This window comes from Pseudomonas sp. KK18 (assembly GCF_037094675.1).
Classification (GTDB): Bacteria; Pseudomonadota; Gammaproteobacteria; order Pseudomonadales; family Pseudomonadaceae; genus Aquipseudomonas.
In genome coordinates, this window is the sequence record NZ_CP146605.1 from 2,627,960 (window position 1) to 2,644,258 (window position 16,299).

The window sequence follows — 16,299 nt, forward strand, 5'->3', positions numbered from 1 at the left end:
AGGGCACACCGAGCCTAAGCGAGGTGCCGAGTGGTGGGGCAAGAGCGTTTTGCTTACTTTTGCGCTGTTCAAAAGTGAGCCGCTGTAAGAGCGGAACCAATAGCCGCCGTTACCGCAGCAACGGATATGTACTCAAACCTCACGCCCCCCCAAGGCCGAGCTGTTGCCTGACCAACACTTCCCACACACATTGTCGTTTTCAGCAATCCCCCAACCCTCCAATCCCCCCTGTTTACAGGCCCAAAAAACCGGCATGCCTTGTGCAATGACCCAGTTCCCGGACTTTAGGCCTGACCCATCATGCAAGAACCCGCCCCTTACCCGCGACGATCCAGCCCGTTGCTCCTTATCGGCACCGCCACACTCTGCGGCCTGCTCCTGGGCTGTGGCCAAGGCAGCTCCACCGTCACACGCAGTGACCAACCGGTAAAGGGCGGCACCCTGGTCTACGCCACCGACCGCGAACCCACCTGCCTCGACCCCCATGTGGCCGGCGACATGCCCCAGGTGTTCGTCGCCCAGCAGTACCTCGACTCCCTGGTCTCGATGGACGCCGACGGCCGCATCGGCCCCTGGCTCGCCAAGACCTGGGAAGTCTCCCCCGACGGCCTGACCTACACCTTCCACCTGCGCAACGACGTGCACTTCACCGACGGCACCCCGTTCAACGCCGCCGCCGTCAAGGCCAACCTCGACCACATGGCCAACCCCAAGACCCAGTCCAGCACCGCAGGCGGCTACATCCGCCAATACCGCAGCACCGACGTGCTCGACGAATACACCGCAGTGGTGCACCTGGCCACGCCGTACGCGGCCTTTCTTGAAGTCCTCGCCCAAGGCTTCCTCGGCATCGAGTCCCCCACAGCCCTGCTGCGCTCGCGCGATGTGAACTGCGAAAGCCCGGTCGGCAGCGGCCCGTTCAAGGTCGTGCGCTGGGACCGGCAAAGCCAGGTCGAGCTGGTGCGCAACCCCGACTACAACTGGGCGCCACCCACCGCCAAGCACCAGGGCCCGGCCTGGCTCGACCGGATCGTCTGGAAGTTCATCCAGGAACCTTCCGTGCGCTTCGCCTCGTTGCAGGCTGGCGAGGTCGACGTGATCGAAGCGTTGCCGCCGGAATCTCACGAGGCCGCTCGACGCAACCCGGACCTGACCCTGGTGATCGCCCAACGCCCCGGCAACCCCACCAACGGCACGCTGAACATTACCCGTGCGCCGTTCGATGACGTGCGAGTGCGCGAAGCCTTCGTGCGCAGCTCCGACATCGAGGGCGCGTTGAAGAGCGTGTACTTCAACGAATTCCCCCGCGCCGGCGGGCCGCTGAGCCCTGCCACGCGCTTTTACAGCCCGGAGTTCCAGCACGCCCAGGATTACGACCCGGCCCGGGCTGCTCAGTTACTCGACCAGTCCGGCTGGACCCAGCGCGACAGCGAGGGCTACCGCACCAAGGACGGCAAGCGCCTGCAAGTTCACGTGGTGATGGGCAACCGCACGCCACCGTCGGAATACACCTTGTGGGAACAGGTGCAGGCCACCACCCGGCAGGTCGGCTTCGAGCTGATCGTCGACCAGATGAGTGACGTACAGGCCACCAAACGCCAGGCCGACTGGGACTACGACATTCGCCTCGGCTACTGGAACACCAACACCGCCGACGTGCTGCGGATCATCTTCGGCAGTGAGTTCATCAGCCCGGCGGGTGTCGGTGGTTACCACCAGAACACCGCAGGCTTCAGTGACCCGGCGTTCGACACGCTGATCCGGCAAGCCCTCACCACCCAGGACAGCGAGCAGCGCCGGGCGCTGTATTACCAGGCGCAGAAAATCGCTTCCAGCCAGTACCTGCAATTGACCACCTACCCGCAAAGCACGCGGCTGGGTATCTACAAGACCACCCAGGGCGTGCGGCTGGAGCCGTCGCTGGCGGTGACTTATCTCTATGACGCATGGGTGAACAAATGAGCGACACATCACTTGCCAACCCACGGCGCGAGCGCCTGGCCCGGCTCGGCAAACGTGCGCTGTGGCGCCTTGCCGGCGGCGTGCTGGTGCTCTGGGCGGTGGCCACGCTGACGTTCTTTGCCTTGCGCCTGATGCCCGGCGATCCGGTGCAGGCGATCCTTGGCGGCCCGAGCGGCAACCCCACCCCCGAGACCATCGCCGAAGCCACCCGCGAGTACGGCCTCGACAAACCACTGGCGGTGCAATACGCGTTGTACCTCGGGCGACTGGTGCAGGGTGACCTGGGGGTTTCCTATTCCCAGCACCTGCCGGTGACCCGCGTCCTCGCCGAGCAATCCTGGCCGACCCTGGAGCTGACCCTGACCTCGCTCGCCCTGGCCTGGGTCCTGGTGCTGGCGCTGACGGTGCTGACCGCCGGCCGGCGACGCTGGGTTGCCAGCCTGGCCTCGTTGGCCGAAACCCTGGCCGCCGCGCTGCCGCACTTCTGGCTGGGGATTCTGCTGCTGGCGGTGTTTGCGTTCGGCCTGCGGCTGTTCCCGCCGGCAGGCAGTGATGGCTGGCGCACCCTGGTGTTGCCGTCGTTCGCCCTGGCGATTCCGCTGGCCGGGTTTATCGCCCAGGTCACCCGCGAATCCCTGGATTTGACCCTCGACCAACCCTTCATCCTGACCGCCCGCACCCGTGGCCTGAGTGACTTCAACGTGCGCTTCAAACACGCGTTGCGCCACGCCGTGTTGCCGGGCATCTCGCTGTCGGGCTGGGCCATCGGCGCGCTGATCAGCGGTGCCGTGGTGATCGAAGTGATTTTTTCCCGCAAGGGCCTCGGCCGCCAGTTGTACCAGGCGGTGCAGGCCCAGGACCTGCCGCTGACCATCGGCATCAGCCTGGTGGTCGCCGCCGGTTACGTGCTCGCCAATATTCTGGTCGACCTGCTGTACCTGTGGGTCGACCCTCGCCAACAGGAGCTTCCAGCATGAGTGGCCTGACCCTGGAAACACCGCTGCCCGCGCTGCGGATTCAGCGCACCACTCGCACGCTGCGCCTCGGCCCGCTGTTGGCGATTACCTTTCTGTTGCTGGTGATCGTCGCGGCGCTGGTGCCGCAGTTGTTCGCCTATAGCGACCCGCTGGCCATCGTGCCCCGCGATGCGTTTCATTCGCCGAGCCTGGCCCACTGGTTCGGCACCGATCAGTCGGGGCGGGATATTTTTTCGCGGGTGATCCATGGCACCCGCCAGTCGTTGTTCATCGGCCTGGCAGCCACGGCGATTGCGATGACAATCGCCATTGTGCTTGGCCTGTTGGGCGGGCTGGGCGGCGCGCGGGTGGACCGCGGCGTGGGCTGGTTGCTGGAAGTGCTGTTTGCGTTTCCGAGCCTGATCCTGGCGCTGTTGTTCGTGGCGATTTTCGGCAGCGGCATCGGCCCGCTGATCGTCGCCACCGGGCTGGGCAGTGCACCGGGTTATGCGCGGATGGTCCGTGGCCAGGTGCTGGCGGTGCGCAACGCGGGCTATATCGAAGCCGCCCGGGCCCTCGGGCATCCGCCGCTGCGCATCATCCTGCGCCAGTTGCTGCCGAACGCCATGCGCCCGCTGATCGTGACCCTGACCATGGGCGTGGGCCAGGCGATTGTCTGGGCCTCGGCCCTGAGTTTTCTCGGCCTGGGCGCCCGTCCGCCGGCACCGGAGTGGGGGACCATGTTGTCCATGGGCCGCGACTTCATCGCCAACGCCTGGTGGCTGACGTTCTTCCCCGGGCTGTTCATCGTATTGACCACGCTGTCGACCACGGTCACTGGCCGTTACCTGCAACAACGCCTGGAGGGCCGTCTTTCATGAGCGACCAGAAACGCTTGATCGTTGAAGGGCTGTCCATCGAGTTTGCCGGGCAGTCGGTGGTGCGCAATCTGTCTTTCACCCTGGAGCCTGGCAAGACCCTGGCGCTGGTGGGCGAATCCGGCTCCGGTAAAAGCGTCACCGCCCGCAGCCTGATCGGCCTGGCGGGTGCGGGCGCGAAGGTTACGGCGCGCACCTTGAGCTATGACGGTGTGGATTTGCTCAGCCTGTCGGAACGCGGCTGGCGTCGTTTGCGTGGCAATGGCATCGGCTTCGTGTTGCAGGATGCACTGGTGTCCCTCGACCCGTTGCGGCCGGTGGGCAAGGAAATTCTCGAAGTGCTGGAGACCCATCGCTGGGGCGACCGTCGCAGCCGTGGCGAACGCGTCATCGAACTGCTGGACCTGGTGGGCGTACCCGAACCGCAACTGCGTGCGCGCCAGCGTCCCGATCAACTCTCCGGCGGCCTGCGCCAGCGTGCGCTGATTGCCAGCGCACTCGCATTGAACCCCGGCCTGGTGATCGCCGATGAACCGACCACGGCGCTGGATGCCACGGTGCAGGCGCAGATCCTGCAGGTGTTGCAGCAGATCAAGGCCCGTGGCGATTCGCTGCTGATCATCAGCCATGACCTGGCAGTGGTCGCGCAATTGGCGGATGAGGTGCTGGTGCTGCGCCACGGCGAAGTGGTGGAGCAGGGGCCGATGGATCAGGTGCTGCTCAACCCGCGCCACGCCTACACCCGCTCGCTGCTGGATGCGGTGCCCGCCGAACATGCCCGGGGCACACGCTTGTCGCCGGAGCGCAGCAACGCTGTGGCGCAACCACGGCCCGGCGCGGATTCGCCGGTGTTGCTCAAGGCCTCCGGGCTGGGCAAACGGTATATCGGCCCCGATCAACAGTCGCGTCAGGTGGTGGATAACGTCAGCTTCGAGCTGCGCGCCGGCCGCACCCTAGGCATCGTCGGTGAATCCGGCTCGGGCAAAACCACGGTGGCGCGTATCGCCCTCGGCTTGCTGCAACCGGATGCCGGTGAGGTGCGTTTTCTCGACCAGCCATGGGCCGCGGCAGGTACCGAGCGGGTCGAGGAAAAGACCCGCCGTGTGCATCGCCGGGATATCAGCGTGATTTATCAGGACCCGCTGAGTTCGTTCGACCCGCGCTGGACGGTGGGGCAGATCCTCAGTGATGCGCTGGACGTTGCCGGTATCGACGCCGAGCAACAGGCGGCCCGCGTGACACAGTTGCTCGACCAGGTACGCCTGGCGCCGCAATTGGCCGAGCGCCGACCGTTGCAACTGTCGGGCGGGCAGCGCCAGCGCGTGGCGATTGCCCGGGCGATTGCCAGCAACCCCAAAGTGATTATCTGCGACGAGCCGGTGTCGGCGCTGGACGTGTCGGTGCAGGCCCAGGTCCTGGATCTGCTGGCCGACCTGCAAGCCTCGCTGGGCCTGGCCTACCTGTTTATCTCCCACGACCTGGGGGTGATTCGCCACGTCAGCGACGAAGTGTTGGTGATGCGCCACGGCCAGGTGGTGGAAAGCGCCAGCGTCGAGACGATGTTTGAATCGCCCCAGCACGAATACACCCGGCGCCTGCTGGGCGCGGTGCCACGCCTGCCCGGCAGTGGCACGCAGTTGGTGGTGCCGGCCCTGGAGCCGGAAAACCCCGGCTGGCTGTTTGATGAATCGCGCCTGTGGAAAATCGCCATCTAGACCTGAATCAAGGAAGTGCCATGAGCAAGTTGTCTGCTGTACCCACGCCGCCGGTTGTAACGGTGGCCGAACTGAACGCCCGCGCCGACCGCATCCTGCCGCAGATTGCTGCCGGCGCTGCGCAACGTGAGCGTGACCGCCAACTGCCGTATGAGGCCGTGGCGCAGATCGCCCAGGCCGGGTTGTTTACCGTGCGGATTCCCAAGCGGTTTGGCGGCGCCGGTGGTTCGGTCAGGGACGTGATTGCCTTGCTGATTCGCATCGCCTCGGCCGACTCCAACGTGGCCCAGGCGCTGCGCCCCGGTTTCGGGTTTGTCGAAGGCCTGCTGGCGTCCCGCGCCGAGGGGGCGGAGGAGGAGCGCGAGCGTTGGTTCGGGCGCTACCTGCAAGGCGCCGTGATCGGCAATGCCGGCTGGGAAGTCGGCGGTGCCAACGGTTCGATCAGTGCGCGCATCGTGCGTGACGGCGAGCACTTTCGCGCTTGCGGCAGCAAGTACTACAGCACCGGTTCGTTGTATGCCGATTGGGTCAGCGCCGTCGCCCTGGACGAGAATGACCAGCCCGTGTCGTTCATCCTGCCGCGCGACCGCCAGGGCCTGGAGTTGCTGGATGATTTCGACGCCATGGGTCAGCGCCTGACCGCCAGTGGCACCACCCATCTGCATGATGTGCAGGTGTTGGCCAGCGAGATCCGCACCCGCACCGTCGAGGAAGGCAAGCGCACGATTGTCACGCCGTTCCTGCAAGTGTTCCTCGCGGCGGTGCAGGCTGGTATTGCGCGTAATGCCCTGAATGATGCGGTGACCTTTGCCAAGGAGCATGCGCGGCCGATCAAGCACAGCAGCGCCACGCGCTCGGTGGATGACCCGTACGTGGAACTGAGCGTGGGCGACGTTTCAGCCCGGGCTTTTACCGCCGAAGCGGTGGTGTTGCACGCGGCGGACTCCATTGACCGCGCCTGGGCTGCGGATCTTGATGCGGTGGCCGTCGACCAGGCGGCAGTGGACGTGGCCCAGGCGCAATACATCGCGGCGGAGTCGGCGCTCAAGGCCGCCGAGCTGGTGTTCGACGTGGGTGGCGCTTCCACCACCGGCCGCGCGCATAACCTGGACCGGCACTGGCGCAACGCGCGCACCGTGGCCAACCACAATCCCCGGCACTGGAAAGCCGCAGCCGTGGGCGCCTGGCAACTCAAGGGCACGCCGCCTCCGACATCGGGGCTGTTTTGAACAAAGCCCTCGACCTTTCACACCCCTTGGGCGAGGTGGGCACCGGGCACGCGCGCCGGGTGCCGATGATCATCGGCTGTGCGCTGTTCATGGAATTGATCGACGCCACGGCGGTGCTCACGGCGCTGCCGCAGATGGCCCAGGATTTCGGCGAGCCCAGCGTGCGCATGAACCTGGTGGTGTCGCTGTACCTGCTGGCGGTGGCGCTGTTCGTGCCGGTCAGCGGCTGGGCGGCCGACCGGTTCGGGCCGCGTCGGGTGTTTATCAGCGCCATCGTTCTGTTCACCCTCGCGTCGGTGGCCTGTGCCTGCTCGGGCTCGCTGTTGCAACTGTCCCTGGCGCGTTTGGCCCAGGGTGCCTCGGGGGCGATGATGGTGCCGGTGGGGCAGGTGATCCTGCTGCGCTGGTCGGCGCGGGAAAACCTGCTGCGTGCCATGTCGTACCTGACGGTGGCGGCGCTGGTTGGGCCGCTGCTGGGCCCACCGTTGGGCGGGCTGTTGGTGACGGTGCTGTCGTGGCACTGGATCTTCCTGATCAACCTGCCGATCGGCGTGCTTGGGGTGATCCTGGTGCTGCGCTATATCCCGGACTATTCCGGGACACCCGGCCAGCCATTGGACGTTCCCGGCCTGTTGCTCAGCGGCGTGGCATTGGGCGGGCTGGTGTTCGGTTTCGAGGTGCTGGGCCACGGCCTGTTGCCGCGCCAGTGGGCGTTGCTGCTGATTGGCGGCGGGCTGTTGAGTGCCTGGCTGTATGTCCTGCATGCACGGCGGACGGCGTACCCGTTGATCGATTTTTCGTTGTTGAAAATCCCGACCTTCGCGGTGAGCTTCTGGGGCGGCAACCTTATGCGCATCGGCAGCGCGTCACAGCCGTTTTTGCTGGTGTTGCTGTTCCAGCTGTGTTTCGGGCTTAACCCGTTGCAGGCGGGGCTGCTAAGCGTGGCCGGTGGCGTGGGTGCGTTGCTGATGAAAATGCTGGCGGTGCGGATTGTCAGCCGCTTCGGTTTCCGGCGCACCTTGATCGGCAATGCGGTGCTCACCGGTGCGACCATCCTGGCGTGCAGCCTGTTCGAGGTATCAACGCCTTACTGGATTGTAATACTGGTGTTATTTGGCAGCGGGATCATTCGTTCGCTGCAATTCAGCACCCTGGGGGCGTTGACCTATGCCGACGTGCCACCGGAGCAATCCAGCCGCGCCAGCAGCCTGTCGGCGATGACCATTCAGTTGACGTTGAGTTTATCGGTGGGCATCGCGGCGGGGCTGCTCGGCTTGATCATGGCCGTGCGCGGGCATGCCACGGTCGAGCAGAGTGATATCGCCTGGATCATGGCGGGTGCCGGATTGCTGTGTGCCTTGTCGGGGCTGGTTTATCGCAGGCTGTCGCCCCAGGCGGGCTCGGCGATTTATGCAAAACGCGCAGAGGGAATTGGATGATTCGGGCAGCACGTATCGAGGACGCAGGTGACATTGCCTGGGTGCATATTCGCAGTTGGCAGCAGGCTTATCGTGAACTGATGCCGGCGGATTACCTGGCTTCGCTGGAGGCGACGCAGCCTCGGCGTGAAGCCTTTTGGCGGCAGTCGATTGAGCAGGGGAGCGAAGCTGTGTTTGTCGCGCAGGTCGAGGGGCGTGTGGTGGGCTGGATTGTTGTCAGCTCGAGTCGTGATGAGGATGCTGATCCAGGCGTAACCGGTGAAGTGCAGGCGGTGTATGTGCTGGCCGAGCATTGGGGAACGGGGGTGGGCAGGGCGCTGTGGCTCAGGGGGCTGGAGCATCTCGCGAGCCTGGGCCTGGAGACGGCGACGTTGTGGGTGCTGGCTGAAAACCGGCGGGCAGTGCGCTTTTACCAAAATGCAGGATGGATAGCGCAGCCCGAATCAAGCCGCACCCTTGCTCGGGGCGGTCGTGAGTTGGAGGAACTTCGCTACCAATCCCAAAAGTGACGCTGAACCTGTGGCGAGGGAGCTTGCTCCCGCTGGGCTGCGCAGCGGCCCCAAAATCCTGGGAGCGCTTCGCACTCCAGCGGGAGCAAGCTCCCTCGCCACAGGGGAATGCCGCTCTGGACGCTCTGCGTCCGCTCTTAAAATCGTGACGCAGAGCGTCACCGGATGCATTCCCACGCAGAGCGTGGGAACGATCACACTCACCATTTTTGCCTGAAAGCTGCGCGGCCACAGGCGTCATTCAGGAATGTCATTGGCCATGAGTTCGTCTTTTTCATTGTTTCGCACCTGGAATGTCCAGCACTTGCCATCGACGCCGGCGGCGTTTGTGCGGCATTTCATCGGGCATTTCAAAGGGTGGTACCTGGCGATCCTGCTGTTGCAGATTGCTGCCGTGGTGTGTTCGATCCTGATTCCCTGGGGCCTTGGGCAAATCACCCGCACCGTCAGCAATGGGCTGGAGGCGGAGCGTGCGTTCGAGGTGCTGCGCTGGCCGTTGACGCTGTTCGCCATACTGCTTGTGTGCGAGGTGTTATTTACCCGCGCGGCGGCGGGCTGCCATATCCACGTGTTGCCGTTGCAGCGGCGTACGGTGACCCATGTGGTGTTCGCCTACCTGCAACAGCATTCCCATCGCTTTATCAGCAACGAATTCGCCGGCGCCCTGGCGCACCGGGTGTCTGAGGTGACCCTTGGGGTGAACCAGACCCTGAGCATCCTGCTGTTCGACCTGATCCCGCTGCTGGTGACGCTGAGCCTGGCCACGGCCTTGCTATGGACCGCTTCGCCGCTGCTGGCGCTGTTCATGGCCGGCTGGTCGGTGGTGTTCATCGCCATCTGTTACCTGCTCGCACGGCGCAGTCATCCGCTGGCCCAGCAGTATTCGGCAGCGCGCAGCACCAGTACCGGCAAAGTGGTGGACGCCGTGTCCAACCTGGCCAATATCCGCCTGTTTGCGCGGCATGCCTTCGAGCACAGTTACCTGGGCACCTTCCTCGACAAGGAGGTGACGGCGGCTTATCGCTCCCTCGGCTATATGGAGCGCATCCGCTGGTTCCAGACCAGCTGTGGCGTGGTGCTCAAGCTGGGCCTGTTGCTGCTCGCCCTGTACTTGTGGCGCAGTCACCGCATCGATATTGCGGCGTTTGTGATGTCCACCAGCTTGTCGCTGTTGATCATCAGTGACGTGGGCAACCTGTCGCGACGCTTTCTCGAATTTTTCGAAGCCACCGGCAACATTGCCAACGGCGTGCGCACCTTGATCCGCCCCCATGAAGTCATCGACCAACCCGGCGCCAAGGCGCTGATGGTCAAGCGCGGCGATATCGAGTTTCGCGACGTGGGCTTCAGCTACAGCGCCGGACGGCCGATTTTCGAACACCTGAATATCGTCATCCCCGCTGGCCAGAAAGTTGGTCTGGTAGGCGCTTCCGGTTCCGGTAAATCGACACTGTTGAGCTTGCTGCTGCGCCTCTACGACGTGCAGCAAGGCCAGGTGCTGGTGGACGGCAAGGACGTGCGCGAGGTGACCCAGCATTCGCTGCACCAGCAGATCGGCCTGATTCCCCAGGAGCCCGGCCTGTTCCACCGCAGCATTCGCGAAAACATCCATTACGGCCGCCTGGATGCCTCGATGGACGAGGTCGCCGAGGCGATCCACCGCGCCGGCGCCAGTGAATTTATCGACAGCATGGAACACGGCTACGAATCGCTGGTGGGCGAGCGTGGGGTCAAATTGTCCGGCGGCCAGCGCCAGCGCATTGCGATTGCCCGGGTGTTGCTGAAAAACGCGCCGATCCTGGTGATGGACGAAGCCACTTCCAGCCTGGACTCGATCACCGAGCGCTTTATCCAGGACAAGCTCGACGAAATCATGGAAGACAAGACCGTGCTGGTGGTCGCGCATCGGCTGTCCACCGTGGCCCACCTGGACCGGATCCTGGTGTTCGACAATGGCCGGGTGATCGAGGACGGCAGCCACGAACAGTTGCTGCGCCAGGGCGGGCAATATGCGCGGTTGTGGAGTCGCCAGTTCAGCGATGCGCTGGATGAAGCGGTGGTGTGACCAGGCGGCGTACCGGGTACGCCGCGCAGTCAGGTTCAGATCGAGAGGTGCAGCACCCGGTCATCCTTGGCACCGGCCAGCGGGCGGCGCTTGTTGACCTTCAGCTCTCCGAGGTTGATCAGCAAGGTGCGGGTCACGTTGCGGCTCAGCCCCAGCAACTCGGCGGTGTGCACCTGGTTGTGCTGGCACAGCCGGTAGGCGGCGGTGAGCAGGCTGCGTTCCACCTGTTCGTGGAGGTTTTCTATCTGCTCCTCGAACAGCCGCTGGAAGGCCTGGTCGAGCAGGTCATGGGCGGTGGTGCTGTCTTCCTGGCGTTCGATACGCAGGCTGGACATGCGCAGGTCATCGGCCTGGATCACGCCGTCGCGGCAGATCAGCAGGGTGTGGTGGATGACGTTTTCCAGCTCGCGGATATTCCCCGGCCAACTGTAGGTGGCCAGGCGTTGCTCGGCTTCCTTGCTCAAGATGATCTCGCCATAGCCGAGGCGGCGGGTGTAGGTGTCGATGAAGTACTGCACCAGCGGCAGGATATCGCCGGGGCGATCCCGCAGCGGGCTGAGTTCCAGGTTGACCACGTTCAGGCGGTAGAACAGGTCCTCGCGGAAATGCCCGGCGTTGATGGCTTTTTCCAGCTGCACGTTGGTCGCCGCCAGTACCCGCACATTGATCGGAATGCTTTTGCGCGAACCCAGGCGCACTACTTCACGCTCCTGCAATACCCGCAGCAGCTTGACCTGGATCGACATGGGCAGGTCGCCGATTTCATCGAGGAACAGCGTGCCGCCGTTGGCTTCTTCAAACCAGCCGGCCTTGGCACCGAGGGCACCGGTGAACGCGCCTTTCTCGTGGCCGAACAGCTCGGCTTCCACCAGTGATTCGGAGAACGCACCGCAATTCACCGCCACGAATGGCTGCTCCTTGCGGCCACTGAGGTTGTGGATATGCCGTGCGACCAACTCTTTGCCGGTGCCGGTTTCACCGATGATCAGCACGCTGGCTTCGCTCGGCGCGACTTGTTGCACATGCTTGAGCAAGGCCTTGGACCTGGGGTCTTCAAACACCTGCGCGGTGGCGCGGATGGAGGTGGCAAGGGCGGGCGAGGGCGGTAGGGTCAGCAGTTGCATGGTTATCCCTTTGAATAAAAGATCAGGAATAAAACGTCGGGATGGGCGCGGTACCGTTCAGTGCCCACTCGCCCAGTTCATGAAGTTTGTAGTCCAGCGGGTCATGCAGGCTCTGGGTGCGCAAGTTGCGCCAGTGCCTGTCGAGGGCCACCGAGGCGTTGGTCGCCCGTGCGCCGGTGACCTCGAAGACCTTGCTACACAACTCCAGACCATTGCGGCTGGCGGCGACTTTGGCGGTGGCGATGGCAATCGCCGTTTCGCCGCGTTCCTCGCTGGTCAGGGCCGAGCCCTTGGCCCATGCCGCGTCCAGCACCTGGCCTGCGCGCTCCACCAGCAGGCGGGTGCTTTGCAGCGCCACCCAGAAATCGCCGTAGTGGCTGAGGATGTAAGGGTCCTGGGTGCTGTGGCTGGCGCTGGAACGGAACCACGGGCGGGCTTCTTCCAGGGTGTATTGGCGCGCTTCTTCGAACGCGCCTTCGGCGATGCCGAGGAAGATATTCGCGAAGTGCAGTTGCGCAATCAGCGGGCGCAGGCAGGCGAACGGAGTACTCAGGGGGCCCGGGTCCAGCAACAGGTCGGACTCTTCCACGCGCACGCGCTTGAAGGTCACGCTGCCGCTGTCGGTCTGGCGCTGGCCCATGTTGTTCCAGTCGTTGTGCAGGATGATCCCGCTGCGGGCGCTGGGAATCGCCGCGATCAGCAACTTGCCGCCGGCGCTTTCATCGATGGCCGAGGCGATCAGCATTTCCGAGTCGTTGGCCCCGGAGCAGAAGTTCTTCTGTCCCGAGAATTCCCGCCAGCCCGTGTGGCGCTTGACCACCGTGCGGGTGTCCAGGGGGTTCAGGGTGTTGCCCCAGAACCAGTTGTTGCTGGCCGTCAGGCTGAACCAGGTTTGCCATTGTGCGGGCGTGGCAAATAACCGGACGGTGGCGAGCATCAGGTGATGAAAGCCGAATACGTGGGCGATGGAGCTGTCGACCCGGGCGAATTCGCGCACCACCTCGAAGGTTTCCGACCAGTTGGCGTCCAGCCCGCCGAATTGCCCGGGGATGCTCAGGGACAACAGGCCGCTGCTGCGCAGTTTGTCGCGTTCGGCCTTGGGCGTACCGCCGCTGGCGTCGCGGTCGACGGCGGTGCGCGCGAACTCGGTCGCCAGGTCACGGGCAATCTCCAGTGGCGTCCTGCGGGTGCAGAGTAAGTTGACCGTCACGCGTGAATACCTCGTTGCTTAAGTCGAGAATGCTCGAGCTGATTTGTTTCAACAGGCAATGGATAGAGCAAGACCCATACCAAGTAACAATAAGCCGATAACTTGCGACTTCTTACGGGGATGCAGGCGCGGACAGTGTCGAATACGCAACTTTTGTTGGAGGGCTGTTGGGATTTGCACAGTTGCGTCCTGTGCCCGCAGGGCGGGGCTTTCGTTATGCTTTTATTGCTTGAGCATATAAGTGGTTGTGGGTGGTTTTTGTATTGTCCGGAATCGAACATTTCACCAGCAAAGTGTTGCACTTGTGGCGATTAATAAGAGTGGCCGGCCAGTGTTTATTGAGGCTTGGACGTGGCATGAACCCTGCAAAGTTGGAAACAGAGCGCGACTATACGAATAGATGCTCCAACTAATTCGAGACCCCAGGAGTATTTAATTCATGCGGCAACTGTTTGAACCTCGCGCTCGTCGTTTTGAGTCACTGGCCACCGCGTCCAGCCTTGGCGTGCTGTTGATGTTGATACACGGCGCGGCCTTTGCCGCCCAGGCGGACCCGACCCTGGCCACGGTAGTGGTCACCGGTGCCGAAGCCACCGAAGCGCAAAAGGCCGAGAAGCAACTGTCCAAGGTGCCCGGCAAAACCGCAGTGATCGACAACCGCAAGATCGAACAGGGCCGCGCGGCGAACGCCGAGGACGTGCTGGCGTTGCAGCCGGGCGTATTCGCCCAAGCCACCAGCGGCTCGGGCGCGAACAAGATTTCGATCCGCGGTTCGGGCCTCAATACCTTCTATCAAGGCTATGTGCTGGGGATCAAATTCCTTTATGACGGCCTGCCGTTGACCGGCCCGGGCGGCACCCAGGAAGACATGCTGGACATGGCTTCCGTGGACCACACCGAGGTGCTCTACGGCGCCAACGCCTTCCGTTATTCAGCCTTGTCCCTGGGCGGCGCGATCAACTTCGTGAGCAAGACCGGCCGCACCGATCCGGGCAACTACGCGCGTTTCGAAGCCGGCAGTTTCGGCTATCGCAAGGAGCAACTGAGCACCGGCGGCGTGGACGGCGACAATGACTATTACGTCAGCATCCAGCACAACGAGCGTGACGGTTACCAGGACAACACACCGAACAAGGGGCAGGGGATCGTTGCCAACTTCGGCCACGTGTTCAGCCCGCAACTGGAGACGCGCTTCTACATTCGCTACAAGGAAGAAACCCTTAGCCAGGGCAACACCCTGACCAAATACCAGCTCAAGCACGACCCCACGAGCAACCTCGTGCCCATCGGGCGCAAGAAGGACGGCTCGACCCTGCTGGGCAGCACCACCACCTACACTTTCGACGACAATGCCAAGCTCGAAGTCGGCCTGGGCTACAACGATTACCCGCTGGACAACGGCTGGCGCTATTCGCCAACACCACAGGAATGGCGCTCCCAGGACGTCAACCTGACCTTGCGCTACCTGCGCACCGCCGACACCTTCTTCGGCCTGCGCAGCGACAGCAGCGTGACCTTCAGCAATACGCTGGCGTACCTGGCCGATGTGAAATCCCACAGCAAGGCCACCGGCATCACCCAGCAGAAGACCAACTACACCGGCTCGCGGGACACGGTGTTTTCCCTCGGCAACGAACTGCAACTGAATGACCGCACGTGGCTGTCCACCGGGTTGTCATTGATTGATATCAAGCGCAAGGCGCAGATCGAATACAGCACCGCCACCAATACCAGCGCGTTCCCCAGTGGCGTTGAATACGACGAGACCGACGTCGCCCCGCGCATTGGCCTGCGCTATCAGTTGACTCCGGAATTCGAAGTGTTCGGCAACGTCAGCCGCTCGGTGGATCCACCGGTCACCTGGCAGCTGGGCAGCACCGGCACGCCGTACATCCGTGATGTGCGGCCGCAAAAAGCCAACACCGTGGAGTTCGGTATCCGCGGCGGCCACGGTATTTTTGACGGCAGCCTGACGGTCTACCGCTCGTGGGTGCAGAAAGAACTGCTGTCGGTGGTGGTACGCCAGGCGACGGCTACCCAGGATCAACTGGTGGCCACCTCCAACGGCAGCGCGACCATTCACCAGGGCATCGAAGCCGGCTTGAATGCGCAACTGTGGGACGGCGGCAATGGCGACACCGTGACCCTGCGCCAGGCCTACACCTTCAACGACTTCCACTACCGCAACGATGCGGTGTTCGGCGACAACCAGCTGCCGGGCCTGCCGCGCCAGGTCTACCAGGCCGAGCTGGAATATCGCCAAGGCAGCGGTTTCTACGCGCAGCTCAACGCCCGGGCGGCGTCCAGTTATTACGTCGACTTTGCCAACTCCCTGAGTGCGCCGTCGTATACGTTGTGGGGGGCCAAGGTGGGCTACGAGGCCCCGAGCAAGAAGTGGGAAGTGTTCGTCGATGCACGCAACCTGACCAACAAGCGCTATGCCACGGCCACCAACACCGCGTACGACGCCAAGGGCCAGGACTCGGCCAACTTCTATGTGGGGGATGCGTTCAACGTGACCACGGGGGTGGCGTTTCACTTCTGACCGTGACAGATCGTTCCCACGCTCCGCGTGGGAATGCCGCCTTGGACGCTCTGCGTCCGGCCGTCGATGCGAGAGGTGATGGTGACGCAGAGCGTCACGGTATGCATTCCCACGCGGAGCGTGGGAACGATCATTTCGAGGAACCTAGTTCTGCGGCCGCTGTTTGGTCGAGTCCAGCTCGGCCTTTTTACCGGTGCTGATCTCGGTGATCTGCGCCGACTTGGCAATCGCGAAATCAAAGGTGTCCTGCATCTTGGCGATGGCATCGGTCGCCGTGCCGTTGAGCCCACCGTTGGCTGCCCAGTCGAAGTTCCACACCCCGGAAAAGTTATCGGCACCGGCCACATCATGGGTTTCGATCGCGGTGAACACGTCGGGATGGCGCTCCATGTACTGGGCCGCAGCGCTCACATCGGCGGGCACCTTGCCCGAGGCATTGCTGGCCAGTTGCGAAAGCTCTTGCTTGGTGATGGCCGACTTGCCCGTTTGGCGCATGTAATCGGCGATGACCTTGCTCGACTTGGAAATATTCAACTTGTCGTCGAATACCGACGTCGAGGCTTTTTGAGTGGTCGGTCCGCCACCGGCGGGTGTTACGGTAGTAGACATCGGCGCTGCTCCCTCAATGAATTGGATGACATCGAAGCCGACGTTAGCATGGGCAATT

General features: G+C 63.4%; 12 protein-coding genes. 9 read left to right on the plus strand and 3 right to left on the minus strand.

Annotated elements, in window-relative coordinates:
• The first annotated feature begins 300 nt into the window (after window positions 1-300).
• From V6607_RS12020 to V6607_RS12055, 8 genes are all read left to right on the plus strand, one after another.
• Window positions 301-1,962, plus strand: coding sequence for an ABC transporter substrate-binding protein (locus tag V6607_RS12020; protein ID WP_023659005.1), 1,662 nt, complete (start codon window positions 301-303; stop codon window positions 1,960-1,962).
• A complete protein-coding gene (locus tag V6607_RS12025; protein WP_003219850.1) occupies window positions 1,959-2,939 on the plus strand; it encodes an ABC transporter permease in 981 nt (326 codons plus the stop codon). Before V6607_RS12020 ends, V6607_RS12025 begins: the two co-directional genes overlap by 4 nt.
• Window positions 2,936-3,799 (plus strand): ABC transporter permease, encoded by an 864-nt coding sequence (locus tag V6607_RS12030; RefSeq protein ID WP_003219852.1) that lies wholly within the window; start codon window positions 2,936-2,938, stop codon window positions 3,797-3,799. The genes V6607_RS12025 and V6607_RS12030 overlap by 4 nt, the downstream gene beginning before the upstream one ends.
• The gene (locus tag V6607_RS12035; RefSeq protein ID WP_134326158.1) at window positions 3,796-5,511 is read left to right on the plus strand and encodes an ABC transporter ATP-binding protein; all 1,716 of its coding nucleotides are present in this window, start codon (window positions 3,796-3,798) and stop codon (window positions 5,509-5,511) included. Before V6607_RS12030 ends, V6607_RS12035 begins: the two co-directional genes overlap by 4 nt.
• Window positions 5,512-5,531: 20 nt before the next feature.
• A complete protein-coding gene (locus V6607_RS12040) occupies window positions 5,532-6,740 on the plus strand; it encodes an acyl-CoA dehydrogenase family protein (protein ID WP_134326159.1) in 1,209 nt (402 codons plus the stop codon).
• Complete coding sequence (locus V6607_RS12045; protein WP_134326160.1) at window positions 6,737-8,179, plus strand: MFS transporter; 1,443 nt, start codon at window positions 6,737-6,739, stop codon at window positions 8,177-8,179. Before V6607_RS12040 ends, V6607_RS12045 begins: the two co-directional genes overlap by 4 nt.
• Window positions 8,176-8,688 carry a GNAT family N-acetyltransferase gene (locus V6607_RS12050; protein ID WP_134326161.1) on the plus strand — a complete coding sequence of 171 codons (513 nt, stop codon included), beginning with the start codon at window positions 8,176-8,178 and terminating at the stop codon, window positions 8,686-8,688. The genes V6607_RS12045 and V6607_RS12050 overlap by 4 nt, the downstream gene beginning before the upstream one ends.
• A gap of 259 nt (window positions 8,689-8,947) precedes the next feature.
• The gene (locus V6607_RS12055; RefSeq protein WP_102368605.1) at window positions 8,948-10,753 is read left to right on the plus strand and encodes an ABC transporter ATP-binding protein; all 1,806 of its coding nucleotides are present in this window, start codon (window positions 8,948-8,950) and stop codon (window positions 10,751-10,753) included.
• Window positions 10,754-10,788: 35 nt separating this feature from the next.
• Here the strand turns inward: V6607_RS12055 and V6607_RS12060 are convergent, their stop codons facing one another.
• Both V6607_RS12060 and V6607_RS12065 read right to left on the minus strand, forming a co-directional pair.
• Complete coding sequence (locus tag V6607_RS12060) at window positions 10,789-11,877, minus strand: sigma-54 dependent transcriptional regulator (RefSeq protein ID WP_134326162.1); 1,089 nt, start codon at window positions 11,875-11,877, stop codon at window positions 10,789-10,791.
• A gap of 22 nt (window positions 11,878-11,899) precedes the next feature.
• Entirely contained in the window at window positions 11,900-13,087 is a 1,188-nt protein-coding gene (locus V6607_RS12065) for an acyl-CoA dehydrogenase family protein (protein WP_003219870.1), read from the minus strand.
• 439 nt (window positions 13,088-13,526) lie between these two features.
• On the opposite strand from V6607_RS12065, the gene V6607_RS12070 reads away from it, so the two are divergent.
• Window positions 13,527-15,632 carry a TonB-dependent receptor gene (locus tag V6607_RS12070; protein ID WP_003219873.1) on the plus strand — a complete coding sequence of 702 codons (2,106 nt, stop codon included), beginning with the start codon at window positions 13,527-13,529 and terminating at the stop codon, window positions 15,630-15,632.
• A 144-nt stretch (window positions 15,633-15,776) separates the two neighbouring features.
• Here the strand turns inward: V6607_RS12070 and V6607_RS12075 are convergent, their stop codons facing one another.
• Window positions 15,777-16,241, minus strand: coding sequence for a hypothetical protein (locus V6607_RS12075; protein ID WP_003219875.1), 465 nt, complete (start codon window positions 16,239-16,241; stop codon window positions 15,777-15,779).
• Window positions 16,242-16,299: the final 58 nt, after the last annotated feature.

Excerpts from the sequence above, each read along its gene's own strand:
- V6607_RS12070 (WP_003219873.1), top strand. The coding sequence starts at position 13,527 with ATGCGGCAACTGTTTGAACCTCGCGCTCGTCGTTTTGAGTCACTGGCC.
- V6607_RS12075 (WP_003219875.1), bottom strand. The coding sequence starts at position 16,241 with ATGTCTACTACCGTAACACCCGCCGGTGGCGGACCGACCACTCAAAAA.
- V6607_RS12030 (WP_003219852.1), top strand. The coding sequence starts at position 2,936 with ATGAGTGGCCTGACCCTGGAAACACCGCTGCCCGCGCTGCGGATTCAG.
- V6607_RS12060 (WP_134326162.1), bottom strand. The coding sequence starts at position 11,877 with ATGCAACTGCTGACCCTACCGCCCTCGCCCGCCCTTGCCACCTCCATC.
- V6607_RS12040 (WP_134326159.1), top strand. The coding sequence starts at position 5,532 with ATGAGCAAGTTGTCTGCTGTACCCACGCCGCCGGTTGTAACGGTGGCC.
- V6607_RS12025 (WP_003219850.1), top strand. The coding sequence starts at position 1,959 with ATGAGCGACACATCACTTGCCAACCCACGGCGCGAGCGCCTGGCCCGG.
- V6607_RS12035 (WP_134326158.1), top strand. The coding sequence starts at position 3,796 with ATGAGCGACCAGAAACGCTTGATCGTTGAAGGGCTGTCCATCGAGTTT.
- V6607_RS12055 (WP_102368605.1), top strand. The coding sequence starts at position 8,948 with ATGAGTTCGTCTTTTTCATTGTTTCGCACCTGGAATGTCCAGCACTTG.
- V6607_RS12020 (WP_023659005.1), top strand. The coding sequence starts at position 301 with ATGCAAGAACCCGCCCCTTACCCGCGACGATCCAGCCCGTTGCTCCTT.
- V6607_RS12050 (WP_134326161.1), top strand. The coding sequence starts at position 8,176 with ATGATTCGGGCAGCACGTATCGAGGACGCAGGTGACATTGCCTGGGTG.